At 61.5% G+C, this 23,482-nt stretch carries 20 protein-coding genes; 13 read left to right on the top strand and 7 right to left on the bottom strand.

Translation table 11 applies throughout. From position 1 onward, the window contains the following. Nucleotides 1-18: 18 nt before the first annotated feature. The 5 genes from mnmA to CQ020_RS04085 all read left to right on the top strand — a co-directional run bounded on the left by mnmA (nucleotide 19) and on the right by CQ020_RS04085 (nucleotide 6,880). Entirely contained in the window at nucleotides 19-1,140 is a 1,122-nt protein-coding gene (gene mnmA, locus CQ020_RS04105; protein WP_258141716.1) for a tRNA 2-thiouridine(34) synthase MnmA, read from the top strand. Between the two features lie 171 nt (nucleotides 1,141-1,311). Further along, entirely contained in the window at nucleotides 1,312-2,940 is a 1,629-nt protein-coding gene (locus CQ020_RS04100) for an ABC transporter substrate-binding protein (RefSeq protein ID WP_105690789.1), read from the top strand. A gap of 129 nt (nucleotides 2,941-3,069) precedes the next feature. After that, on the top strand, nucleotides 3,070-4,161 hold the full coding sequence (locus CQ020_RS04095; protein WP_105690670.1) for an ABC transporter permease: 1,092 nt from the start codon (nucleotides 3,070-3,072) through the stop codon (nucleotides 4,159-4,161). A 2-nt stretch (nucleotides 4,162-4,163) separates the two neighbouring features. Next, nucleotides 4,164-5,177: an ABC transporter permease gene (locus tag CQ020_RS04090; RefSeq protein ID WP_105690669.1), complete on the top strand. Its 1,014-nt coding sequence runs from the start codon at nucleotides 4,164-4,166 to the stop codon at nucleotides 5,175-5,177. Continuing rightward, nucleotides 5,174-6,880, top strand: coding sequence for an ABC transporter ATP-binding protein (locus CQ020_RS04085; protein ID WP_105690668.1), 1,707 nt, complete (start codon nucleotides 5,174-5,176; stop codon nucleotides 6,878-6,880). Before CQ020_RS04090 ends, CQ020_RS04085 begins: the two co-directional genes overlap by 4 nt. Before the next feature lie 78 nt (nucleotides 6,881-6,958). On the opposite strand, the gene CQ020_RS04080 is transcribed toward CQ020_RS04085, so the two are convergent. Further along, nucleotides 6,959-7,615: an NADPH-dependent F420 reductase gene (locus CQ020_RS04080; RefSeq protein ID WP_105690667.1), complete on the bottom strand. Its 657-nt coding sequence runs from the start codon at nucleotides 7,613-7,615 to the stop codon at nucleotides 6,959-6,961. 147 nt (nucleotides 7,616-7,762) lie between these two features. Between CQ020_RS04080 and CQ020_RS04075 the strand changes: the two genes are divergently transcribed. After that, nucleotides 7,763-8,152: a chorismate mutase gene (locus tag CQ020_RS04075; protein ID WP_105690666.1), complete on the top strand. Its 390-nt coding sequence runs from the start codon at nucleotides 7,763-7,765 to the stop codon at nucleotides 8,150-8,152. Nucleotides 8,153-8,156: 4 nt separating this feature from the next. Continuing rightward, nucleotides 8,157-9,191, top strand: coding sequence for a hypothetical protein (locus CQ020_RS04070; protein ID WP_105690665.1), 1,035 nt, complete (start codon nucleotides 8,157-8,159; stop codon nucleotides 9,189-9,191). A gap of 10 nt (nucleotides 9,192-9,201) precedes the next feature. Here CQ020_RS04070 and CQ020_RS04065 read toward each other — a convergent pair whose 3' ends face one another. From CQ020_RS04065 to CQ020_RS04040, 6 genes are all read right to left on the bottom strand, one after another. Beyond that, a complete protein-coding gene (locus CQ020_RS04065; protein WP_105690664.1) occupies nucleotides 9,202-9,915 on the bottom strand; it encodes a DUF4166 domain-containing protein in 714 nt (237 codons plus the stop codon). A 67-nt stretch (nucleotides 9,916-9,982) separates the two neighbouring features. Further along, nucleotides 9,983-11,275 carry a DUF58 domain-containing protein gene (locus CQ020_RS04060; RefSeq protein WP_105690663.1) on the bottom strand — a complete coding sequence of 431 codons (1,293 nt, stop codon included), beginning with the start codon at nucleotides 11,273-11,275 and terminating at the stop codon, nucleotides 9,983-9,985. A 32-nt stretch (nucleotides 11,276-11,307) separates the two neighbouring features. Further along, nucleotides 11,308-12,441: a MoxR family ATPase gene (locus CQ020_RS04055; protein ID WP_258141699.1), complete on the bottom strand. Its 1,134-nt coding sequence runs from the start codon at nucleotides 12,439-12,441 to the stop codon at nucleotides 11,308-11,310. Further along, nucleotides 12,438-13,628 carry a DUF4350 domain-containing protein gene (locus CQ020_RS04050; protein WP_105690662.1) on the bottom strand — a complete coding sequence of 397 codons (1,191 nt, stop codon included), beginning with the start codon at nucleotides 13,626-13,628 and terminating at the stop codon, nucleotides 12,438-12,440. The genes CQ020_RS04055 and CQ020_RS04050 overlap by 4 nt, the downstream gene beginning before the upstream one ends. Further along, the gene (locus CQ020_RS04045) at nucleotides 13,625-14,314 is read right to left on the bottom strand and encodes a DUF4129 domain-containing protein (RefSeq protein WP_105690787.1); all 690 of its coding nucleotides are present in this window, start codon (nucleotides 14,312-14,314) and stop codon (nucleotides 13,625-13,627) included. The genes CQ020_RS04050 and CQ020_RS04045 overlap by 4 nt, the downstream gene beginning before the upstream one ends. Continuing rightward, the gene (locus CQ020_RS04040) at nucleotides 14,311-15,606 is read right to left on the bottom strand and encodes a glycerophosphoryl diester phosphodiesterase membrane domain-containing protein (protein WP_258141698.1); all 1,296 of its coding nucleotides are present in this window, start codon (nucleotides 15,604-15,606) and stop codon (nucleotides 14,311-14,313) included. The genes CQ020_RS04045 and CQ020_RS04040 overlap by 4 nt, the downstream gene beginning before the upstream one ends. A 225-nt stretch (nucleotides 15,607-15,831) precedes the next feature. Between CQ020_RS04040 and mtrA the strand changes: the two genes are divergently transcribed. The 6 genes from mtrA (at nucleotide 15,832) to CQ020_RS04010 (ending at nucleotide 23,460) form a co-directional block, all read left to right on the top strand. After that, nucleotides 15,832-16,506: an MtrAB system response regulator MtrA gene (gene mtrA / locus CQ020_RS04035; RefSeq protein WP_105690661.1), complete on the top strand. Its 675-nt coding sequence runs from the start codon at nucleotides 15,832-15,834 to the stop codon at nucleotides 16,504-16,506. After that, nucleotides 16,478-18,466: an MtrAB system histidine kinase MtrB gene (gene mtrB / locus CQ020_RS04030; RefSeq protein ID WP_105690660.1), complete on the top strand. Its 1,989-nt coding sequence runs from the start codon at nucleotides 16,478-16,480 to the stop codon at nucleotides 18,464-18,466. The genes mtrA and mtrB overlap by 29 nt, the downstream gene beginning before the upstream one ends. Before the next feature lie 5 nt (nucleotides 18,467-18,471). Continuing rightward, nucleotides 18,472-20,181 carry an LpqB family beta-propeller domain-containing protein gene (locus CQ020_RS04025; protein ID WP_258141715.1) on the top strand — a complete coding sequence of 570 codons (1,710 nt, stop codon included), beginning with the start codon at nucleotides 18,472-18,474 and terminating at the stop codon, nucleotides 20,179-20,181. A gap of 84 nt (nucleotides 20,182-20,265) precedes the next feature. Then, nucleotides 20,266-21,225: a ComF family protein gene (locus tag CQ020_RS04020; RefSeq protein ID WP_258141697.1), complete on the top strand. Its 960-nt coding sequence runs from the start codon at nucleotides 20,266-20,268 to the stop codon at nucleotides 21,223-21,225. Between the two features lie 188 nt (nucleotides 21,226-21,413). After that, nucleotides 21,414-22,142, top strand: coding sequence for a ribosome hibernation-promoting factor, HPF/YfiA family (gene hpf, locus CQ020_RS04015; protein WP_105690659.1), 729 nt, complete (start codon nucleotides 21,414-21,416; stop codon nucleotides 22,140-22,142). Between the two features lie 28 nt (nucleotides 22,143-22,170). Further along, nucleotides 22,171-23,460 (top strand): winged helix-turn-helix domain-containing protein, encoded by a 1,290-nt coding sequence (locus CQ020_RS04010; RefSeq protein WP_105690658.1) that lies wholly within the window; start codon nucleotides 22,171-22,173, stop codon nucleotides 23,458-23,460. Nucleotides 23,461-23,482: the final 22 nt, after the last annotated feature.

Genomic DNA, 23,482 nt, shown 5'->3' with positions numbered 1-23,482 from the left:
ATGCGAGTACTTGCAGCAATGAGCGGCGGGGTTGACTCCGCCGTGGCCGCAGCCCGGGCCGTGGAGGCCGGACACGACGTCGTCGGAGTCCACCTTGCGTTATCGCGCATGCCCGGCACACTGCGCACGGGAAGCCGGGGCTGCTGCACCATCGAAGATTCGCGCGATGCTTGGCGTGCCTGCGATGTCCTGGGAATTCCGTATTACGTGTGGGACTTCTCCGAGCGCTTCAAGGAAGACGTCGTCCAGGACTTCATTGACGAGTACGCCGCGGGCAGGACGCCCAACCCCTGCATGCGATGCAACGAGCGGATCAAGTTCGCCGCCCTTCTGGAGAAGGCCATCGCGCTGGGTTTCGATGCCGTGTGCACCGGACACTACGCCAAGGTCATCGAAGACGCCGACGGGAACCGGGAACTCCACCGCGCCGCAGATTGGGCCAAGGACCAGAGCTACGTCCTGGGTGTCCTGACCCACGAGCAACTGAAGCACTCCATGTTCCCGCTGGCGGACACTCCTTCCAAGGCTGAAGTACGTGCCGAGGCGGAACGCCGGGGTCTGTCCGTGGCCAACAAGCCGGACAGCCACGACATCTGCTTTATCTCCGACGGTGATACCCGCGGTTGGCTGGCCGAAAAGATCGACATGACCACCGGGGACATCGTTGACGAAACCGGTGCCAAGGTTGGCGAACACCCAGGCGCCAACGCCTTCACCGTGGGGCAGCGACGCGGCCTCAAGCTGGGTACCCCTGCGGCAGATGGCAAGCCGCGGTTCGTCCTGGAGATCCGTCCCAAGGAAAACAAAGTGGTTGTGGGGCCGGAAGCCTTGCTGGCAATCGACGAGATCCGAGGCATCAAGGTTTCGTGGGCCGGTTTGCCCATTTCCGAGGTTGCCAGCGGCGCTGAGTTCGACTGCCATGCCCAAGTCAGGGCTCATGGCGATCCCGTTCCAGCGGTCGCCCGGGTGGAGGCCGTCGCTGATGATTCCGGTGTTGAGCGGGCCCAGCTCGTGGTCACGTTGACGGATCCCTTGCGCGGCGTGGCCCCGGGGCAGACCGTTGTTCTCTACCAGGGCAGCCGTGTCCTGGGACAGGCAACCATTGATGCTGCCCGGTCCCTTCAGCGGGAAGTCCTCTAAGAGCCAGGGGCCCTGCAGCGGAACCTACTGGAAAGTAAATTTTGTGTCTCAAATCACAAGATAAGGGGTTCGCGGCCTTCGAAATCTGGTTGAATCGTGGAATCAAGAGTGCGCTCCGTCACAAATATCCCACGGCGGCGTGCCGAATCCATCGAACAGAAGGTTCACCAGATGGCACTGAACAAGAAGGCCCTGCACGGCGTTATCGCGCTGGCGGGCATCTCCGCGCTCGCCTTGACGGCATGCACGGGACCCTCCGGCGGCGGCTCATCCTCCGCTCCGGCGGCCGCGGGCCCCATCGCCTACGGCACTACTGACAAAGTCACGTCGCTGGACCCCGCAGGATCCTATGACAACGGTTCATTTATGGTGATGAACCAGGTCTACTCATTCCTGCTCAATTCCAAGCCCGGAGGTGCGGAACCCGTTCCGGACCTCGCCGAATCGTCGTCGTTCACGGCGCCGTCGGAGTACACAGTCAAGCTCAAGTCCGGGCTCAAGTGGGCCAACGGGCACACCTTGGATTCCAAGGACGTGAAGCATTCCTTCGATCGGCAGGTGGCAATCAACGACCCCGCTGGGCCGGCTTCGCTGCTGACCAACATCGAGAGCGTCAGCACACCGGACGCCACCACAGTGGTCTTCAAGTTGAAGAACGCCAATGATCAGACGTTCAGCCAGATCCTCAGCAGCCCCGCCGCGCCGATCGTGGACGATGAAGTCTTCCCGGCCGACAAGATCCTTGCAGACGACGAGATCATCAAGGAAAACGCGTTCTACGGCCAGTACACGATTGACAGCTATAAGAAGAACGAGCTCGTCAGTTTCAAGGCCTTCGCCGATTACCAAGGTGCTCTTGGCAAACCGGCCAACGATGCAGCCACCATCAAGTACTACGCCAGCCCCACCAACCTGAAGCTGGAAATCCAGCAAGGAGCCATTGACGTTGCTTTCCGCAGCCTCAGTGCCACGGACATCGATGATCTCCGTAAAGATTCCAAGGTCAAGGTCCTCACCGGTCCGGGTGGCGAGATCCGTTACGTCACCTTCAACTTCGACACCATGCCCTATGGAACCAAAGCGGCCGGCGCGGACGCAGCGAAGGCACTGGCCGTTCGCCAGGCCATTGCCAACTTGGTTGACCGGCAAGCGATCGCTGACCAGGTCTACAAGGGCACCTACCTGCCCCTGTACTCAAATGTTCCCAGCGGATTCCTCGGTGCCAGCGAGTCCTTCAAGGATGCTTATGGAGATGACGGAAAGCCCAGCCTGGACAAGGCCAAGAAGGTCCTGACGGACGCTGGCATTACTGAACCCGTGGCCCTGAACCTGCAGTACAACCCGGACCACTACGGTGGATCCTCCGGAGATGAGTACGCCATGGTCAAAGAGCAGCTGGAAAAGTCCGGGCTCTTCACGGTGAACCTGCAGTCCACTGAATGGGTCACATACAGCAAGGCCAGCCGTGCTGACGAATACCCGTTGTTCCAGTTTGGCTGGTTCCCGGACTTCAGCGATGCCGACAACTACCTCACCCCGTTCTTCCCCGAGGGCGGCTTCCTGAAGAACCACTACAACAACGCAACGGTCAACGATCTCATCGGCAAGCAACTCACCGAAGCGGACAAGACCAAGCGTGAAGCGGCCATCAAGGAAGTTCAGACCGCCCTCGCCAAGGACATCTCCACACTGCCCCTGCTTCAGGGTGCGCAGGTGGCGGTAGCCGGAAGCGGCGTCAACGGAGTCGAGAAGACCCTGGATCCGTCCTTCAAGTTCCGCCTGGGCGTAATTTCCAAGTAACCGCACCTTCGTGATGAGTAGGGAGGCGGGACACTGATCCGGTGTCCCGCCTCCTTTGCTGACCACCAACGTGGCCGGCACGCATGAGACAACCCCGCGCAATCCACGGGCAGGAAATGCAGGTAACACATGACAACACTTATTGAGGTTCCCGAGGCGGAGCCCGGCATCGTTGCTCCCAAGAGCAAGTCCAAAGCCGGGGGAGGGCTGGGAAGGTACATCGTGATCAGGTTCTTCCTGATCATTCCCACCGTCTTTATTTTGGTAACACTGGTCTTCTTCCTGATGAGGGTCATTGGAGATCCCATCACCGCATCCCAAGGCGGACGCCTGCCCCCGGACGTCCTGGCCCAACGCATCCACGACGCCGGGTATGACCGTCCGGTGCTGGTTCAATACTTCGAGTATCTTCGCCAGCTGATCACCGGGAATTTCGGAACCACCATCACTGACCGGCGCCCTGTACTGGAGGTGCTGACCACCTTCGGCGCAGCCACCCTCGAACTCTCCATCAACGCACTGATCGTGGCTCTTGCAGTCGGTATCCCGTTCGGGCTTATCGCCGCCCAGCACCGGGACAAGACCCCCGATGCCCTGTTGAGGTTTTTCGCCATCCTTTGCTACGCAACCCCGGTTTTCTTCTCGGGACTGCTCCTCAAACTGACGTTTTCCGTCTGGCTCGGCTGGTTCCCGGTAGCTGGCCGTGCCTCCACGCGTACGGAACTCACCATGAGTGCTCTGGCAGCGCCCTCCGGTATCTACTGGCTGGATGCGCTGCGCAGTGGAAATTTCACGGCACTTGGTGACATTGCTTCCCACGCAGTCCTCCCGGCAATCGCACTCGGCTTACTCACCGCAGGTGTTTTCCTTCGCCTGGTCCGCACCAATGTGATCGGAACTTTGGGAAAGGACTACATCGAGGCAGGGCGCTCAAGGGGCGTCAGCGAGTTCCGGCTGGTGACCAAGCACGCGTACAAACCGGCACTGATTCCCATCATTACCGTCATGGGCCTGCAAATTGCCCTGATGCTTGGCGGCGCCATCCTCACCGAAACCACCTTTGAGTGGAAGGGCCTGGGCTACCAATTGGTGCAGTACTTGAACGCCCGTGACTTCGTGGCCGTCCAAGGCATCGTGGTGCTGCTGGCCATCATCGTCGCCGTCACCAACTTCATCGTGGATATCATTGCCGCGCTCATCGACCCCCGAGTGAGGTACTGACCATGAGCACTCCTCAATTGACCCGGCCTAAGCAGCCCTTGTTTTCCCGGCTTCCTGTGATCAGCCACCTGAAAAAGAGCGTCGGCCTTCAGCGGGGCATGCTCATTGTGGGTGTAGTCCTCAGCGGAATCTTCCTGCTGACCAGCATCTTCGCCCCCCTCCTTGCTCCCTGTGGATACTCCCAGCTCAGCGATGACTCCGGCTCGTTTCCCACCCAGGAAGCTCCGGGCGCCAAGCACCTTCTGGGAACAACCGTTGGCGGTTACGACGTCCTGTCGCGGGTGGTTTGGGGTTCCCAAACCGCCGTGACAGTCATCATCGTCTCCGTGGCCATGTCCCTGTTCCTCGGTGTGGTCCTTGGGCTTCTCAGCGGATACTTCGGAGGTTGGCTGGACCGGATCCTGGTGGTCGTGGCAGACGCCATCTACGCATTTCCAACCCTGCTCCTGGCAATCGTGATTTCCATCGTGATCAGCCGCGGGCAATCCAGCTTCTGGGGCGGCATCTTCTCCTGTGCTTTCTCCATCACCGTGGTTTTTGTGCCTCAATACTTCCGGGTCATCCGTGCAGAGACCATCCGGCTCAAGGCCGAGCCGTTCGTGGAATCAGCCAAGGTCCTGGGGGCGTCCAGTGCGCGCATCATCGGGCGGCACATTTTCAAGAACGCCACCCGGACCCTGCCGCTCATGTTCACCCTCAACGCCTCCGAAGCGATCCTGACACTTGCAGGACTGGGGTTCCTTGGCTTCGGGATCGAGCCGACGTCAGCGGCTGAATGGGGTTTCGACCTCAACAAAGCACTGGCTGATACCTCATCCGGCATTTGGTGGACCGGGGTCTTCCCCGGAATTGCCATTGTTCTGACCGTCTTGGGGCTGACCTTGGTGGGCGAAAGCATCAACGACCTCAACGACCCCCGGATCCGTGGCCGCAAACGCGCGGGCCGAACACCAGTACGGGCTACACAGGCAGGACCAGAATCGCCGGCAAACCCGGCAGAGGCAGGGAAGTCATGACCACCAACCTGGGAAACGTCGCAGACCGGACAGGCACCGAACAGCCGGTACTCACTATTGACCGGCTCCAAGTCACCTTCGCCACTGACGGCGGGGACGTTCATGCTGTCAAAGATGTCAGCCTGAACGTTGGAGCCGGTGAAGTTGTGGCCATCGTGGGTGAATCGGGTTCCGGCAAAACGGTGACGGCCAAGACCATCCTGGGCCTGCTTCCGGAAACAGCCATCAGCTCCGGAGCCGTGGTGATCAATGGCAACAACATCATTAGCGTCAGCCAATCCACCCTCCGCAAAATCCGTGGCCGCGATGTGGCCATGGTGTTCCAGGAGCCCTCCACGGCGCTGAATCCGGTCTTCACCGTGGGCTGGCAGATTGCCGAAGGCATCCGGGCACACTCCACGGACGGACGGCGCGTCTCCGCCAAGGAAGCCAAGGAAAGGGCAACCGAGGCACTTCGCAAGGTGGGCATCCCTGACCCTGAAACGCGGGTCAACTACTATCCACACCAGTTCTCCGGTGGCCAGAAGCAACGCGTGGTCATAGCCGCGGCGTTGGCGCTCAACCCCGGACTGATCGTTGCCGATGAGCCCACCACGGCCTTGGACGTCACAGTCCAGGCCGAGATCCTCCAGCTCCTGCGCGATTTGAGGGACAACTACGGCACCTCGATCGTGCTCATCACCCACAACATGGGTGTTGTGGCGGATCTGGCCGACCGGGTTGTGGTCATGTACCAGGGCGATGTTGTGGAGGAGGCCCCCGCAAAGATCCTTTTTGCCGAACCCCGGCAGGAGTACACAAAGAAGTTGCTGGCCGCTGTGCCGCACCTCGGACGAAACTCTGCCTCCGAGGGCGCCCGGGGCCGGCTCCATCAGGAAGGCAAAATCCTGGTGGAGGCGAAGAACCTCACCATCGAATACCCCGGGCGATTCGGCAGGCACGGATTCAAGGCCGTGGATGATGTCAGCTTTACGGTGTCCGAGAATGAGGTCTTTGGGTTGGTGGGTGAATCCGGTTCCGGAAAATCAACCATCGGCCGGGCCATTGCCGGCCTGACACGGACCACAGGGGGCAGTCTTAAGGTCCTCGGGTACGAGATGTTGGACTTCAAGGAGCGCACCTTCCGTCCGCTTCGCAAGGACATCGGCTTCGTGTTCCAAGATCCGGCGGCCTCCTTCAATCCGCACCTCACCATCGGCGAGTGCGTCGCCGAACCGCTGCTGATCCACACCCGGCCAAGCGCCGCTGAGGCGAGGAAGAAGGTAGGTGAGCTGCTCGAATCAGTCCAGCTGCCGGCGTCGTACGCGGAACGGTACCCGCACGAGCTGTCCGGTGGGCAGCGGCAGCGCGCCTCCCTGGCGAGATCGCTTGCGCTCAACCCGCGCCTGTTGATCGCCGACGAACCCACATCCGCCCTTGACGTTTCGGTGCAGGCGAAAGTCCTGGACCTGTTCAAGGACATCCAGGAGCAGTACGGTTTCGCGGCGCTCTTCATCAGCCACGACCTCGCAGTAGTGGACATGTTGTCCCACTGGGTTGGCGTGCTGTACAAGGGACGGCTGGTGGAGCAGGGGATTGGTAACCAGGTGATGGGCTCACCTCAACACGACTACACCAAGCGGCTCATCGCCTCGCTGCCGGTGCCGGACCCTGATGAACAAGCACGACGGCGGGAAGCGCACCGCTCCCTGTTAGGTGGCTAAAGCGTTCCAGTAAAGTCAGAAAATGCGAAGGCACGTCCCTCATAAGCGGAGGGCGTGTCTTCGCCGTTTTAGACGACATTATTCGGAGACGATGCCAATGTTGAACATCTTTCCGTGAGGCTGTTGCATGAAAATACGAAGCCACAGTGGTAGCCACATCTCCAGGCCGCGGGCGGCATCGAGTCCACCCAGATCCCTGATGTGATGGGGCGCCCAGCCAAATGCCTGCAGGAGCCCGGACACAGTTGTCTTAGCCGTCTCATCGTTTCCCGCCATGAAAATGTCGTGTGGTCCGGGGAGCATCCCAGGGTTCACCATCACCGGAGCGCTGACCGTGTTCAAGGTCTTGACCACTCGTACCTCAGGGAAGGCCCGTTGGATGGACTCCGCGATGCTATCGGTATTGCACACGGTCAGGGAGGGCGGAAAACCACTTGTTGGATCCAAGGCATTGGAGACATCCACGAGGATCTTGCCCTTGAGATTCGCCTCGCCTGCTTCTGCCAAGGCAGCCAAGCTCACCGTACCCGGGGTGGCATTAACCAACAGCTCCGAACGTGCAGCCGCTTCCGCAAAGGAGCCCGCATGGGCAAGTGGACCTGAAATGCGGGCCCACTCCAAGCCTTTCGGGTTGCCGGACTCACGCGAGCCCATCATGACCTCGTGCCCCAGGGCCACGAACTTCCCGGCGAGAGCGTGTCCCACCATTCCAGTGCCCATAACCGCGATCTTCATGGAGTCTCCTTCGCCGAATCAGAAGTGATGCCGCCATTCTGCTCCGATAAAGGCGGCGACGATACCGCCGTCGCTGCCCGACTCTGCCTCCGCTGGCCAGGAGGTAACACCCACGGAGGTACAACCTCACACCATAGACTGGGGTGCATGACCGAGCAGAACAACGCCCTTCCCCATGACGCCGATTCCTTCAACCCGGCAGCGAGCTCCTTAGCCGGCCACGTGGACCGTGCCGTCATGGATGAGCTGCTGTCCATCCGGTCCAGCATCGACAACATTGACGCAACACTTGTCTTCCTGCTTGCGGAACGCTTCAAAGCGACCCAAAAAGTTGGCGTCCTGAAGGCCACCCACAAGCTTCCCGCCGGAGATCCGGGCCGCGAATCCGCCCAGATCGCCCGCCTGCGCAGGCTCGCCGAGGATGCGCACCTTGATCCGGCTTTTGCAGAGAAATTCCTTAACTTCATCATCAGTGAAGTGATCCGCCACCACGAGGCCATCGCCGAGGATCACCAGATCTCCAGCCAGCAGGCGTAGCCCCGTGACAGATGTGGAAAGCGTACGCGCCAGCGCCACAGCACTGGGGCCGTGGCCCGGCACCGATCCATCGGAAGCCAACAGGATCATCCGGGGCGAGTTGGGAGACCCCCACCTTCCTTTCCTGCCCGAACTGCCGGATCGAGGGGTGGGCTCGGATAGTGTCGGCAGGACAGGCTCCCTGCTGGTTGACCTGGCATTGGACGTCCAGCCGCACGGTTGGCGCTTGGTGGACAGGCCCGGGAAAGATGCCCGGCGCGCCAGCTCGGCATTATCGACGGACATCAACATCCTGGCCGACATCGCCGGTTCCGAGGATGTTTCAGCAACCGAATTCAAGATCCAGTTGCTGGGCCCCATGAGCCTCGCCGCCAATCTTCACCTGCACAGCGGAGAACGGGCCCTCTTGGACTACGGCGCCCGCAGGGACATTGCGGAATCCTTGGCCGCCGGCGTCGGAGGGCACCTCAGACGCATCGCCGCAGCTGTCCCGGGCGCCCGCTTGGTGGTCCAGATCGATGAACCGGACATTGCCTCCGTCATGGCAGGGACCATCCCAACGGCCAGTGGTTACCGCACGTTGCGGTCCATATCCGGGGAAGAAGTCACAGGGGCCTGGCGGGTGGTCATCGATGCCCTGAAATCTGCGGGCGTCGTCGAGACCGTGGTCTCCGTACCGGAAATCGAAGCCCCCATCGAGCGGATACTCGCCGCCGGAGCGGACGGGGTCGCAGTGCCCTTGAAAGCCCTGACGTCGCGCCAATGGGAGCACCTTGCCGCAGCCGTCGAAGACGGAAAACGCGTGTGGGCAGGAGCGCTTTCCACCAACGACCCTCAGGCGCAACTGCCTCGTACGGCCCAGATCATTGAAAGCATCTGGAAACCATGGCGCCAGCTGGGCCTGCCTGCTTCAGGATTGGCGGGACTCCGGGTCACACCCTCGACGGGGTTGGCGGACTTCAGTCCTTCAACGGCCAAAGATGTCCTGAAGAAACTCACCCAAGTCGCTGACGGACTGGACCAACTGGCTCAGGGCTGACGGGAATGTTTCAGAGTCTCTTTTCCCAGCGGTCTGGTTCTGCGTACCGGGGCAACGAAGTGCCGGGGGCTGCTCCCGGCAGGTACGGCACAAGCCGGTAGTCAAAGCGCCCTGCATAGACAAGCACCACACCGATCTGTGGCTGGATAACCTTGACTTGAATGCGGTGCTTGCCCTCTTCGTTGTCCCACCACTGTTCGGCATACGCGCGTGCGTCAAAGGCTGCCGGCAGTGGAATGCGCAGGGGGCCCAAGAAGAGCCTGCTCGCTTCGGACACACCCCGGAGGCGGCCTTGGGCGGTCACGCTGACGTCCAGGTCCGTGACTAATCGGCGGTAACGGCCTATATGGTCGACTAATCGGGCGTTTCGATCGTTCCCGGCATTCAGGATGGCGCTGGTCGTGTCGTGGAAGAGCCGCGTCCCCGAAGGGAAGTAGATCTCCCTTCGGGCCGTGAGGGCCGGGCGTCCGAAGGGATCCACATGGGCATGGTTTTCGATCCGGAACGGGATACCCTCTCCGTATTCCGGAAAGAACGCCTCCTCGCCGCCTGTCAGGCCAAGGAGAGGCCGCAGCCACTTTTGACGGCACCCCACCACGTCAAAGACGCCTTCGCCAATTCCATACGAACCGGATCCGGCCGCCAACGAGAAGTACTCCTGGAGTTCCGGGGTAAGCCGGGCGAATTCCTCGCCCAGTGCCAGCTGGTAGATAGGGGTATTCATGGCAGTCCTTCCTGAAGACAACATTGACGCCGAACCTGAAAACGGGAGCCTGGAGCTGGAGGCCGCGTTAGAGCCGTCCGGCTGCTTTCAACCGTATATACGTGTCAGCGAGCATCGGAGGAACATCGTGGGGTTCGGCATCCACCACTTCGGCGCCGAGTTGCCGAAGTTGAGCCATCACCGCTGAGCGTTCCAACAGCGCGCGCTCGGCAGCAGCTGCCCGGAAGACCTGGCTGGCTGTGGTCCTCTCTTCCTTCATGGCAGAAAGCAGGGGATCCCTCACTGATGCCACCACCACAACGTGTTGGCGGGACAGTTGAGCCACCGTGGGGAGGAGCCCTTCTTCGGGGGCACCGCCGTCGAGCGCCGTCAAAAGCACCACCATTGACCTGTGCGCCGAGACGGCACGCACCTGAGCTGGAACCTGCTGCCAATCGAGTTCGATCAGTTCAGCCTCCAAAGGAGCCATGGTCTGGACGAGCTGACCCAACAAGTTCCCTTTTGACGCCGACTCAACCCGTGCGCGGAGCCTGCGGTCGTAGGCCAGGAAGTCCACACGGTCACCCCCGCGCTCGGCCAGCACGGACAACAGCAGGGCCGCCTCAATTCCGGTATCCAGCCGTGGTTCATCATCGATTCTTGCGGCAGCTGTCCGGGAAGTATCAAGAACGATCACCACTCGCCGGTCGCGCTCCGGGCGCCACGTCCGCACCACAACAGAGGTGCGGCGTGCCGTGGCGCGCCAGTCGATGGAACGGACATCGTCACCCCGGACGTAGTCGCGCAACGAATCGAACTCGGTACCTGCCCCGCGGATCTGCACGGCGGCCCTGCCGTCCAGTTCCCGGAGCTTCCGGAGTTTTGACGGGAGATGACGCTTCGAGTGGAACGGCGGGAGGACCCGCAGCTGGCCGGGCAGGAGGCGTGTTCGCTGCCTTGCCGCCATGCCCAAAGGACCCATGGAGCGGATGGTCACGTGGGGGCTTTTGAGATCGCCGCGACGATGCGGGACCAAGGTCACCGTCATGCGGCGCCGCTCACCGGGCGGCACCACCATGGACTGGGATGGGTTCAGGGCCCCCGCCGATGGCTGCCAGGTGTCCCTTACCTCGGCCCGCAGCTTGCGCCGGGTGGGGTTGGTGATTGTTACTACGGAGTCCGCTTTGCCCTCAAGTGTCACGTTTCCAGGCAGGACGCGATCCAGGGCAAGCTGAGCGGGCGATGCCGCCAGCACCAGATCCGAGACCAGCACAAGCAGTAGTCCCGCGCCAACGAACAGGATGGTGCTCCACGCGGGAAAAACCACCAAAGGCACCAGCCCCAGAAGGGCCAGCAATACGAAACGACCCGTAATGGCCACTCAAGCCCCCTCGGCCAACGTCGGTCCGGTGATCACCGGGGTACCGGGACGGACGCGAGGATACTACCCAGGACGTCGTCCACCACGATGCCATCCATCTGGGCTTCCGGCCGCAGGCCTACCCTGTGCCGCAGGCACGGCAAGGACAACGCTTTGACGTCATCCGGGGTGACGAAGGACCTGCCTGATAACCATGCCCAAGCTTTGGACGTCTTCAGCAACGCGGTGGCCCCACGGGGCGAAACGCCGAGTTGGAATGAAGGCGCAGACCTCGTGGCGCGCACGACGTCAACGATGTAGGCAAGGATCTCCGGGGCAACGGCCACTTGCGCAACCGCCGCTTGGGCGTTGGAAAGCTCGACGGCGCCAGCCACCGGCCGCACGCCGGCTGCGGAGAGGTTTCGGGGATCAAATCCGCTGGCGTGGCGGCGGATGACCTCAATTTCCTCAGCCCGTCCTGGCAGCGGCATGGTCAGCTTGAGGAGAAAGCGGTCCAGTTGTGCCTCTGGAAGGGGATAGGTGCCCTCGTACTCCACAGGGTTCTGGGTTGCCGCAACAATGAACGGACTCGGGAGCGGACGCGATACGCCATCAACGGAAACCTGCCGTTCTTCCATTGCTTCCAGGAGCGAAGCCTGGGTTTTCGGCGGGGTCCGGTTGATTTCATCGGCCAACATGATGTTGGTGAACACCGGGCCCTCACGGAAGGTGAACTCAGACGTGTGTGAGTCATAAACCAACGAGCCCGTGACGTCACCGGGCATGAGGTCCGGAGTGAACTGAACACGTTTGGTGTCCAAGCTCAGCGCAGTGGACAAAGCCCTCACCAAAAGGGTTTTTGCTACGCCGGGAACGCCCTCAAGGAGAACGTGTCCGCCGCAGAGCAGGGCGATCAGCATGCCGGTTACCGTGGAATCCTGACCGACTACTGCTTTTCCAACCTCGCTCCTGACGTTGAGCAGCGACTGCCGTGCCGGATCCTCGAGGGGGTGACTCTGCCCGTTATCTGCAGGCCCGTTTCTGTCTGCAGGCCCGCTTCCCAGGGCTGAATCGTCTTGGGGAACACCTTGCTGGCTCGTGCCGTGCAGCGACGCCTCCTGCTGCAGGGCCTCCTGCTGGGGCGTCGTGTCCGCGTAGTGGCTGTTGCTGTCCGTGTGGCTGCTCATCGGGCGATCGCTTCCTTTTCGATTCGTTCAATCTGTTGTGCCCACTGCACCAGTTGTCCTTCGCTTTGCGGCGTGAAGTCGATCAGGACGGACCGGACTTCCGTGGCCGGCAGCTCTACATGACGGGCTGTCGTGTCCAGAATTGCGTCGGTGGTGGCGTCAGCTCCAAGGTTGAAATGCCGGGCCAGCCGTGACAGCGTTCCCGCTCTCAAGTTCCGTGCGGCCCGCTCCACAGCACGTGAGTCCTGGTAAAGGCGCGCGCGGCCTTCTGCTGTTTCGGCGGCTTTGACCACCACGGGCAGCGGTTCGAAAACCAGGGGGCCCATGCGTCTGCCCCGCCACGCGATTGCCAGCAGGGCTACGAAGCCCAGCCATGGGCCAGCGAAGGCAAGCCATCGCGGCGCGAGTTCGTTGAGCGTGGGGCTCGACGAGGACGCCGGGATGTCTCCGACGCCGGGGATGTACCATACGAGGTCCGCGTTGTTCCCCAACGTGCGCAGGGCCAGGGCGGCGTTGCCCTCCAAGGCAAGGTGTTGATTGTCCACGAGTTCCCTGCTGCCCAAAACAATGACCCTGCCATCGTCCGATGCCGCATATAACCCTGGTCCGTTCCCACGCGGGGCGTAGCACACCAGCGGCCCCGAAAAGACGGAGCCCTGTGCAGATACCGGGCCAGCTTCCAGGGCATCGTCCTGGTTGCAGCCGGGTTCAATCACCTGTGTTCCTTCCGGAACCACACCGCCAGGGCGGATCCCTTCCGTCAGGCCATTGAGTGTCCTGAGGCGCGGTGTCACCACTACAACACGGTCTGCTGCTGCGGTGATCTCTTCGAGCTGGGATCGGTCAAGAAAGCCCTGCGCGTCGAAGAGGAAGACCGTGGCGTCATCCCTGTTTGCCAGCGCGTGCATCGTGTCTTCGAATGTCTCTGTCGGGGTGACGGATACACCGTGGCGCCCCAGGATTTCGGCCACCGCCATGGCGCCATCCGGTGCCGGGTTCCGCGCGGACAGGCGCCGGGAGTCGGTGGCACCGGCGACGCTGTCAATGGCCAGGAAAATCACCAAACCAGCAAGCAGGGCCGCGAGGGCAATCCACACGAGGTGCTTCCGGAACCAGGCCTTGAAGCCCCGCCGGGCCGAAAGTCCTGCGGCGGCGGCGTCCTGGCCCAGGTGTTCTTTTGTTGTCATCGGGGTACCGCGAATCCGGCATGGGCCTGTCCGGCGAAATCAGGCTTGAGGGCAAGAAGTTCAGTATCCAGCTGGCGGACCGACTCGTAGTCCGCACGTGTTGCGGGGTGGTCGCCGTACCGCACAGCGTCGAAGATACCGGCAGCGGCGGTCAGTTTGGTTTGTGCCGCTCCAAAGACCCCGCCCAGTTGAGCGGCGGCTTCGTCTGCGGTCCTGCCGGCTCGAGCATCAATGATGTCCCGCTCTTCAGCGGAGCGGACAAGAGCCCGGAACTGATCGACGACGGCGGCCGGCCAGTTGCCGCCGTCGGCTGCCGACGCCGCCCTCGCGCGGTAACCCTCGGCGTCGACCGTGTTGTCGTCTCCGTAAAGGTCTCCGGACTCTTTTGCCCTCCGCGCGTTCAGTCTCGGCCGCACGAAAACGATGGCAGCGACGATGAGCACCAAAGCCAGAACCACTATCAACGGAACAGCAAGATTGGGTCCGGTCCCTGATCCACCTTCCAAGGATGAAAGCCAATCCAGGAAATCCCGCCACAGCTGTTCGAGCCAGCCGGGCGTTGCGTCCGGGTACCTGGGGTTGGAGAGTTCCTCCACGGCCCAGCGCCGCGCTTCGTCGCGGTCCGGGGTCACGGGCGGTTCCATCAAGGCCAGCGACGGTAAAGCATCGATCGCGGCTGCTCTCATGCCTGAGGTTGCTGCCCGGGGGGAGCGGACGGAAACTGTCCCCCGCTCGGTGGCCAAGCGGTGTTTCCTGGCACAGTGGAAGGTCCGCCGGGGATCCCATCAGGATCGGAGCCTGTTTCCATCAGCCTCATCAGTTCAACGTCCAGTCCGTCCCGACGCATACGAAGGTCCATATAGATCAGGCTGGAAACGGACGCTTGAAAGGCGAACGTCACGGACCCCACCACGGCCCCGATCGCCGTGGAAATCACGGTGGTCAGAACCAGAGTGGAGGTCATCGACTCGGGGTCCGCGTGGGGAGCGACTACACCACCGATGGCTGCGGACACCAAGGACACCGGAATTTGGACAATTTGGGCGATAACTCCCACCATGATGGCTACCACCAGCGTGATGCCGAAGATGCGCCACCAGTTGTTCTTGGTTAACTGCCAGGACCGGAGCAATCCGTCGTAAACGCCGGTCCGTTCCACCACTATGACGGCAGGGGCCAGCATCAGCTTCAGGCCAATCCAGACAAAGACCACCACGGCACCCAGCCCCAGAGGGAGGACGAACAGCAACGCGGCAGGTCCCATGGCGGTGAACAACAAGATCGCAATCCCGATCACCGCGGCAGCTGCGAGGAGGCCGCCCAGGGTCAACAGCGCGGCAACGCCGAGCAACGGCATAATCCTGGGGCCGGCAAGCTTCCACATCTGCTTGAAGCCTGTCCGCCGGTTGAGCACCGAACGTGAGACTGGCACAACCAAGACACCTTGGAGGACGGATCCCAGGAACCCGATCAGCACCGAAACTCCCAGGGTGCCGGCCATGAACGCGAAGAACGGGCCCATCGCATCGGCGAACTCCGCTTCCGAGCTGACGGATTCAAAGGACGTCGATAACTGGACCATGCCCACCGTGACAATGCCTATCAGGACTGCTCCGAGGGCTTGTACGATCAGCGCGGAGCCAAACATGGAGGCAGCATTGCGGCGGATCGTCTGGAAAGAGCCATCAAGAATCTCGCCGAACTGCAGCGGCCGCAGGGGAATGACTCCGGGCTTGGGGGGAGCGACGTAGAAAGGTTGCCCGTAGGGTGGCCCTGCAGGCCATCCCGCAGGAGGTTGACCCGGGTGGTTTTGCCCGCCGCTCTGCGGCGCAGCCCATCCCTGGGTGCCGCCCCACTGTGGTTGGTTACCCCACTGTGGTTGGTTACCCCACTGTGGTTGGCCGCCCCACTGTGGTTGGCCGCCCCACGCCGGCTGACCGCCCGGCGGCGGATTCTGGCCGTGCTCTGGCTGTGACACGATTCCCTCCCCATAAGATCCGGCCCGCCGACTCCCGACGTCCCCCAACACGGACCTTCGCACCCAGCCTATAGTCCCGCCGTCGTCACTCATAGCCTGCCGCCCGGACAGCTATCCCGGGGCGTGGTGAATGAGGAGTGCAGTACGGTGGAAGTGCTCCCGGGGCGCCATGCCGTGCGCCGCGCCCAACGGGACAAAGACTTGGCGATAAGGGAATATATAACTATGAAGGCACGCATTCTGGTAGTTGACGACGACGAAGCACTTGCAGAGATGATAGGTATCGTCCTGCGCAATGATGGCTTCGAGCCGGTGTTCTGCGCAGACGGCGGCCAGGCTCTGGAGGTCTTCCGCTCCTCGAAGCCGGACCTCGTGCTGCTGGACCTGATGCTCCCGGGCTCGGACGGGATCGAGGTATGCCGGCAAATCCGCGGCGAATCGGACGTTCCCATCGTCATGCTCACAGCGAAGTCTGACACGTCTGATGTCGTTCGTGGTCTTGAATCCGGCGCCGATGATTATGTGCCCAAGCCTTTCAAGCCCGCTGAGCTGGTAGCGCGAGTGCGTGCGCGGTTGCGGCCCGGTGACCAGAAGGCCCCTGAAACCCTGCGTATCGCAGACGTCACTATCGACGTCGCAGGGCACATGGTAACCCGGGGCGGGGAACGGATCTCCTTGACGCCCCTTGAATTTGATCTCCTGGTTGCCTTGGCACGGAAGCCGTGGCAGGTCTTCACCCGCGAACTACTGCTCGAGCAGGTGTGGGGATACCGCCACGCCGCTGACACGCGGCTGGTCAACGTCCACGTCCAACGGCTGCGTTCCAAGATTGAACGTGATCCCGAAGCGCCCGAGGTCGTTTTGACGGTGCGTGGTGTCGGATATAAAGCAGGTTCCTGAGTCCCCGGTCGGCAAGACCGGCGCGGAGGGAGGAAACCCGGGACCAGGAAATCCCGGTCCGGCCGGTGGCCAGCAGCTGACCCCGGCACAGTCAGAGTCCCCGGAAGCTTCCCCTGAGCAGCGGAAATCGCTCCCCGAGCGGCCCGCCAAGGATGCCAGGAGTCTTTCCTGGCTCCTGTCCCGGACACGCATCTGGACACGCCGAGGCCTGATCCTGGTCCTGCGTGTTTCGCGGCTTGTGTCCCTTGGCGTGCGGCAGATCAGGCCAGGACTCCGCTGGCTTTGGCGTTCATTGTTACGGCGCTGGCGCCGGTCCTTGGAGTTCCGGACTGTTCTCACCACATTGCTGCTTGCAGTGACATCGTTCGCGATTGTCGGCGCATACCTGTCCAACCAGATCGCCAACAACCTCTTCCAAGAGCGGTTGGCGCAGGCGGAATCCGAGTCACGCTTCAACGTCAAGCAAGTCCAGGACACGTTCGACGGCGCGCAGGTCACCGATCAGTCAAGTGTGATCACCTTGGTTTATGACACGTTGACGGCCGTGGAAGGCCGTGGTTCGGTCATCCAGCGTAGATATGTCTTCGAAGCGGCTCCGGAACAAACAAAACCCCGTAACCGCTGGGTTGAGTCACGGGCATCGGACCAACTGACGGTTCGCGTCATTCCCCCCGACTTGCGGAAGGCCGTGCAAAGCGGCGGGAAGCAACAGTTCTGGGCTTCTACCCAGTTCCCGGTGGGAAACGAGGACAGGCCAGGCATCGCCGTGGGAAACATGGTCACCTTCAACGGAACGGCCTACGAGCTGTATCTGATCTACGACCTCAACACGGCTCAACAGACTCTGGACGAGATCCAGAACGTTTTGTGGGCGGGCGGTGCGGCACTTGTCATCATGATTGGTGCCATTGCGTGGTACGTGACCCGCAACGTTGTCAGCCCGGTAAGCCATGCCGCGGTGGTGTCGGAAAAGCTCGCTGCCGGCCAATTGCAGGAACGCATGGTGGTCAAGGGAGAAGACGAAGTAGCGAGATTGGGCGCGTCCTTCAATCACATGGCCGCAAGCCTCCAGGAACAAATCACCCAGTTGGCCACTCTGTCGCAGATGCAACAACGCTTTGTGTCCGATGTTTCCCACGAACTCCGTACCCCGTTGACTACGGTACGGATGGCGGCCGAAGTCCTGTTCGATGCGCGGGAAGATTTCGATCCCATGAACAAGAGGTCGGCAGAGTTGCTCTACCACCAGGTTGAGCGATTCCAGTCCTTGCTTTCGGACCTGCTGGAGATTTCGCGGTTTGATGCCGGCGCCGCCACCCTTGATGCAGAACCACAGGACATCTTCCAAGTGATCACACACGTTATGGAAGGAGCGGCACCGGTGGCCGCGGAGTATGGGTCTGACGTTCGGCTGAACGCCCGACAGAAGAGCATCATTGTGGAGATGGACTCCCGCAGGATTGACCGAATTCTCCGTAACCTGTTGCTCAACGCCTTGGAACACGGCGAGGGAAAGCCGATCCATATTTCCGTTGCCGCGAACCATGATGCTGTAGCAGTGTCGGTAAGGGACCACGGCATCGGCATGACTCAGACTGAGGCCGCCAGAGTATTTGACCGTTTCTGGCGGGCAGATCCTGCTCGGGCCCGCACCACCGGAGGAAGCGGCTTGGGCCTTTCCATCGCTGCCGAGGACACCAAACTCCACAACGGTTGGCTCCAAGCCTGGGGTCGGAAGGGTGCCGGTTCCAACTTCCGGTTGACACTTCCACTGCGGCAAGGCGGCACTATTGTGAAGTCTCCGCTCCAGCTGGAACCCGCGGACATCGAATTTCCTGGATCAGCAAATGAACGGCAGATGCTGGTACTGGACCCGGAATCCGGCAACACTATGCCGCGGCCCCAATCCGTCGGGGGGAAGCCCACTCCCAGCGAGGGAAGAACAGGGGAGAACTCGTGAGAACGGTGAGGTCACAACGCAGCAGGGCATTCGTCGCACTGTTTGCCGTGCTGATGATCCTGTTGGCTTCCTGCGCGCAAATTCCCCGCTCCGGACCTGTAGGCAAGAGTAAGGACGAAGGCGCCGGCAATCCCAACGCCCCGGTCTTTTTCCCCGCCGCTCCGCGTGCCGGTTCCAGTCCGGAGACTGTGATCGAAGATTTCTACATGGCAGGTAGCGGATATGAGGATGACTACCCCGTGGCACGCCAGTTCCTGACGCAGGCGCAGTCCGTAACGTGGAAGCCGGACAAGCGCGCCCTGGTGTTTCGCGAGCAACGGGTAGTCAAGGCAGCGGGGGAGAACGAATACCTCTACGAACTCGACGTCGCATATTCAGTGGATGCTGACGGTGTTGCAACACAGTTCCCTCCCGGCACCAAGGAAACCATCCCCCTGACGCTCGAGCAGGTGGAGGGTGAATGGCGGATTTCCAAGGTGCCCGATGGCACCGCCATCCCCGAAGAGACGTTCAAGGTGATCTACGGGGCCAATCCCATCTACTTCTATGACCCGACGTTTACCTACGCGGTGCCGGACTACCGATGGTTCATCAAGAAGAACACCGTGAAGTCCATGACCAGCGCTTTGCTTGCCGGCCCGGCCCCTTACCTGAGGGGGGCAGTGGTAAGTGCCTTCCCCTCGGGGATGAAGCTCGCCCGGGAATCCGTGCCGGTTGTTTCCGGCGCAGCCCAGGTGGATCTCTCAGCCAAGGAGCTGTTCGACGCTTCGGCTGAGGACCGGCAGAGGATGCAAAACCAGTTGGCGCTGACGTTCCGTAGTCAGCCTGATGTCATCAACGTTCAGCTTCGGGCCGATCAGGACCTGGTACGTGTTGAAGACAACGGTACGGTTCTGCCTCCAGTGCTGGATAAGAGTGTTCCTGCCCGCCAGATCGCCGTGAACAACGGCGACTTGGTGCGTTACGAAAACAACAGGATCACCCCGCTGCCGGACATACAGTCGGTGGCCGGCCTTGGCCCCCATTCGCCCGCTGAATCGCCAGTCTCCCAGACCGCGGCTTTCCTCAATGGCGACAAAACCACCCTCTATTCCATCGAACCGGGGCAGGCAGCGCGACAGTTGACCACCAGGAGCACCCTTACTGGTCCCTCGTTCAGTCCGAACGATTGGGTATGGACAGCGGGTCCCGGTGCAACCGGTGCTGCCGAGGTTGTGGCATACAAACCCACTGGTATAGCTCCTGGGGCCGCGGTTCCCAGTGTCACCATGACGCCAGCCTGGCTCACGGGACGAACAATCAAGGATTTCAGGGTCTCCCGCGAGGGAACCAGGGCCTTGGTCATTTCCGAGGCAAACGGTAAGTCCGCCGTGCAGATTACGGGCATCGTCCGCAACCCGGACGGCGTTCCAAAGGATCTCACCCTGCCCATCACACTGCTCAGCAATAGTGCCGCCAATCAGGGGGCCTGGGTCAACGGGTCCACAGTGGCGGTAATGTCCGGCTCGGCTACTTCAACGGTGGTTCCGGAACTCCTGTCGCTGGCATCGGGTGAACCGCAGCAGCTGGCACCATGGGATGGACTCACCAGCCTCAGCGTCGGAAACGGCGCCGAGCAAATTTTCGGACAGTCGGCCGCCGGGATCTTCCAACGAGTCGGAAACGGGTGGGAGCTCCAGTTGAAAGGTCCTACCGAGCCTGCTTTCCCGGGCTGACCTCCCGGGGTTTTGTTTCCTGGTTTTATCCACATAGCCCGAAACTTTTCCCTGCCAGGCGCACTACCCGTTCAGACTGCCAGAGTGACTTTCTCCTTTCTTGGCCCGTGGTTCGGAACCCGGCAGCTCAGCCGCTTCGATCCCGACCTCAACATTCCCGAATCCATGGGGGCGCGTCGTCGTGGCCCGGACCAACGAAGAACGGGGCGGATCATCACCGCGCTTCAGGGCACCCTGGTTGATCTGCTGGGAGTGCTCATTCCCGTCGACTGCGTCTGCTGTGAGAAGGAAGACGCGGTGCTTTGCGGCAGTTGCGCACGAAGAGTACGTCAGCTGTGCAGGCAGCCGTTCCGGGCCGAACTGGAATCGCCAGCGTTGGTTGATGTCGATGGGACGGCGAAGATCGGGGTAGTGGCGGCGGGGCCGTACCGGGATGAACTGGCCCGGTGCCTGCTCTCCTTCAAACGCTACGGCCAATGGCGCCTTGCCGACGTCCTGGCTCCCTGCCTCAGCAAAGCCGTGAATACTGCCATCGGTGGCGGCTCCGGTTACTGCCTGGTCCCTGTTCCAAGCAGCGGCAAGGCTTACCGCAGGCGAGGATTCAGCCCGGTACATCTCCTGCTCTTCTTTATCCGCGTGCGTCGGATGCTGCCCGTATGCCCCATTGTTGACGTGCTTTCGAAATCGGGGCCGTCGCGGCCATTCAGGGCAGGCCCGGACGCTGTCCGGGAGATGGCTGCCCGGCTTGTTGACGAGGTTTTCGGACGTGCCCGTGTGGACCATGGAGGAGGCCAAAAGGGACTGGGAAGAGGTGACCGCGCCCGCCGGGTCCGGGAATCGATGAGCGTACGGCGCGGACGAACCGAAGCGCTGAAAGGCCGGAAATGCATTCTCGTTGACGATGTCCTGACCACCGGCGCGACGCTCGCTGAGGCAGCAAGGGCGGTCACGGCTGCTGGCGGCTTGGTCTGCGGTGCTGTTGTGCTGGCAGCCACGAGGCCACCAGCCTACGCTTTCGCAGCTGGCATGGGCGACCCCGGTTAAGTCATGACGACTCAATCAAAAAATAAGTGGATAAAGGATGAATAACCGGTGGCGATGAACTAACGTCGGTTGTGGGTACCAAGAATAGATGTACCTGTCGATAGCGGCTCGGAAAGGGGCTCGACTGTCCGTCAGACAAGCCCCCAACAGCGCCGTTGTCGTGTCACCTGAGTTATTTGGAGGGCACCATGGAGTTCATGATCAGCGGACGAAATCTGACAGTTTCTGACCGCTTTCGCGAATATGCCGGCGAAAAAATCTCAAAGATTGAATCGCTGGGGGATAAGGTCCAGCGGGTTGACGCAAAGGTTTCCAAGGAAACCAATCCCAGGCAGACGCCTGGCGAGCTCACCGTGGAAGTAACCGTCCTGGGCCGGGGCCCCGTTATCCGTGCCGAGGCCACAGCCGCTGACAAGTTTGCGGCCTTCGATCTTGCGTACAACAAGCTGCTTGAGAGGCTTCGTCGGGCGAAGGACCGCAAGAAGGTACACCACGGCCGCCACACGCCCAAGGCTGTGCGGGAAGCTACGGCCACACTCGAGCCAGCCAGTGCCAGTGAGCCGCTTTACGTCGAGGCAAGTAATCACAGCGAGTCCGCGCCAGCGGCTGACGAGCGGTCACCGTACGACATTGAGAACGACATTCCGGCAGGCGACTCACCCGTCTTGATCCGCCGGAAGGTTTTCCCCGCAGCATCCCTGACCCTCGATGACGCTGTGGACAATATGGAGCTTGTCGGACACAACTTTTACTTGTTCCTGGACAAGGAAACCAACGCACCGTCGGTTGTGTATCGGCGCAGCGGCTGGACCTATGGCGTGATCACCCTTGACTCCACCTGCGAGCCCGGCGAGGAAGCCGTGGAGGAGAAGATCCACGCTTACCGCTCCGATGATCAGGCCGCCACAGCCAAGTAACGCCTGGCCTTAGTACGAAGGGACTTCAATGACCGTTTCGCTGAGCCTTTCGCAGGCACGGCGGATCGCATTGGCAGCTCAAGGATTGGCAAAGGTACGGCCCGCCGGCCCCGTAACTTCACGGGCGGTGGGCCGTACCTTTGCCCGGCTTCAGCTTGTCCAGATCGATTCAGTGAACGTTGTGGCACGAAGCCACTACCTTCCGTTCTTTTCCCGGCTGGGCAGCTACGATCCGCTCATCCTCCAAGCGATGGCCGGCCGCAAGCCCCGCAAAATGATGGAGTATTGGGCACACGAAGCAAGCTTCATCCGCCCGGAGCACTTCCAGGACCTGCTCGTCTGGCAAAAGCGGGCGTGGGTGGGTGCACATCGTCTTGATCCAGCCGTTCGGCAGGATATGGAAGACCGTATCCTGTTGGCGCTGACAACAGGACCTCCCATGACAGCATCGGAGCTGACTGCAGAACTCGGCCATGACGAAGACCCGGACCGGGACAATTGGGGCTGGAACTGGAACATTGTCAAGCGGGTACTGGAGCACCTCTTCGAGCAAGGCCGAGTTTCTGCTGCATCGAGGACGTCGCAGTTCGAGCGAAAATACACCCTCACATCACGGGTCGTGGCAGACGCCAAGCCGTTCGACGCCGATGCTGAAGCATCCCTTGACCGTCTGATGGATGCAGCCGCGCAAGCCCACGGCATTGGCACGGTAAGGTGCTTCTCCGACTACTTCCGGACACCGCTGAAAGCGGGTGCAGACTCAGTACAACGCTTGGTCCGCGCAGGCCGCCTCCAACGTGTTGTGGTTCGCGGATGGGACCGGGAAACTTTTCAACACGTCGATGCCAAGTTGCCGAGAAAGGCGGTGGGCAGGGCGCTGCTGAGTCCATTCGATTCCCTGGTTTTCGAAAGGCGGAGACTGGAGGAGTTGTTCGGCTTCCACTACAGGATTGAGATCTATACTCCCGCCGCCAAGAGGCGTTTCGGCTATTACGTCCTGCCGTTCCTGCTCAGGGAAGCCATCGTTGCCCGAGTGGATTTGAAAGCGGACCGGGCGTCCCGTCAGCTTCTGGTGCGTTCCGCATTTGGCGAGATGAACGCACCGGCGGACACCGCCGTCGAACTTGCCGCGGAACTCAGGCTCATGGCTGCGTGGCTCGGCCTGCAGGACGTGGTTGTCTGGCCGGTGGGGGACCTGGCCGAAGCGTTGTCCGCGGCCGTGGCTAACGATGGCGTTGCCCCGGGAGAACTCCTCCGGCCGGACAGTCCGCTCAGAGGTGAACCCGGCAACGTGGCGATGGTCTCTCCCGTAGACTGAAACAGCCAGAATTCGGCAGCAT

Source organism: Arthrobacter sp. MYb23 (assembly GCF_002979775.1).
Classification (GTDB): domain Bacteria; phylum Actinomycetota; class Actinomycetes; order Actinomycetales; family Micrococcaceae; genus Arthrobacter.
Note: the sequence above shows the minus strand (reverse complement) of the source record. Positions and strands in the feature narration are given on the sequence as shown.

Coding starts and splice junctions, on each gene's coding strand:
- mnmA (WP_258141716.1), top strand. CDS start 19: ATGAGCGGCGGGGTTGACTCCGCCGTGGCCGCAGCCCGGGCCGTGGAG.
- CQ020_RS04100 (WP_105690789.1), top strand. CDS start 1,312: ATGGCACTGAACAAGAAGGCCCTGCACGGCGTTATCGCGCTGGCGGGC.
- CQ020_RS04095 (WP_105690670.1), top strand. CDS start 3,070: ATGACAACACTTATTGAGGTTCCCGAGGCGGAGCCCGGCATCGTTGCT.
- CQ020_RS04090 (WP_105690669.1), top strand. CDS start 4,164: ATGAGCACTCCTCAATTGACCCGGCCTAAGCAGCCCTTGTTTTCCCGG.
- CQ020_RS04085 (WP_105690668.1), top strand. CDS start 5,174: ATGACCACCAACCTGGGAAACGTCGCAGACCGGACAGGCACCGAACAG.
- CQ020_RS04080 (WP_105690667.1), bottom strand. CDS start 7,615: ATGAAGATCGCGGTTATGGGCACTGGAATGGTGGGACACGCTCTCGCC.
- CQ020_RS04075 (WP_105690666.1), top strand. CDS start 7,763: ATGACCGAGCAGAACAACGCCCTTCCCCATGACGCCGATTCCTTCAAC.
- CQ020_RS04065 (WP_105690664.1), bottom strand. CDS start 9,915: ATGAATACCCCTATCTACCAGCTGGCACTGGGCGAGGAATTCGCCCGG.
- CQ020_RS04055 (WP_258141699.1), bottom strand. CDS start 12,441: ATGAGCAGCCACACGGACAGCAACAGCCACTACGCGGACACGACGCCC.
- CQ020_RS04050 (WP_105690662.1), bottom strand. CDS start 13,628: ATGACAACAAAAGAACACCTGGGCCAGGACGCCGCCGCCGCAGGACTT.
- CQ020_RS04045 (WP_105690787.1), bottom strand. CDS start 14,314: ATGAGAGCAGCCGCGATCGATGCTTTACCGTCGCTGGCCTTGATGGAA.
- mtrA (WP_105690661.1), top strand. CDS start 15,832: ATGAAGGCACGCATTCTGGTAGTTGACGACGACGAAGCACTTGCAGAG.
- hpf (WP_105690659.1), top strand. CDS start 21,414: ATGGAGTTCATGATCAGCGGACGAAATCTGACAGTTTCTGACCGCTTT.
- CQ020_RS04010 (WP_105690658.1), top strand. CDS start 22,171: ATGACCGTTTCGCTGAGCCTTTCGCAGGCACGGCGGATCGCATTGGCA.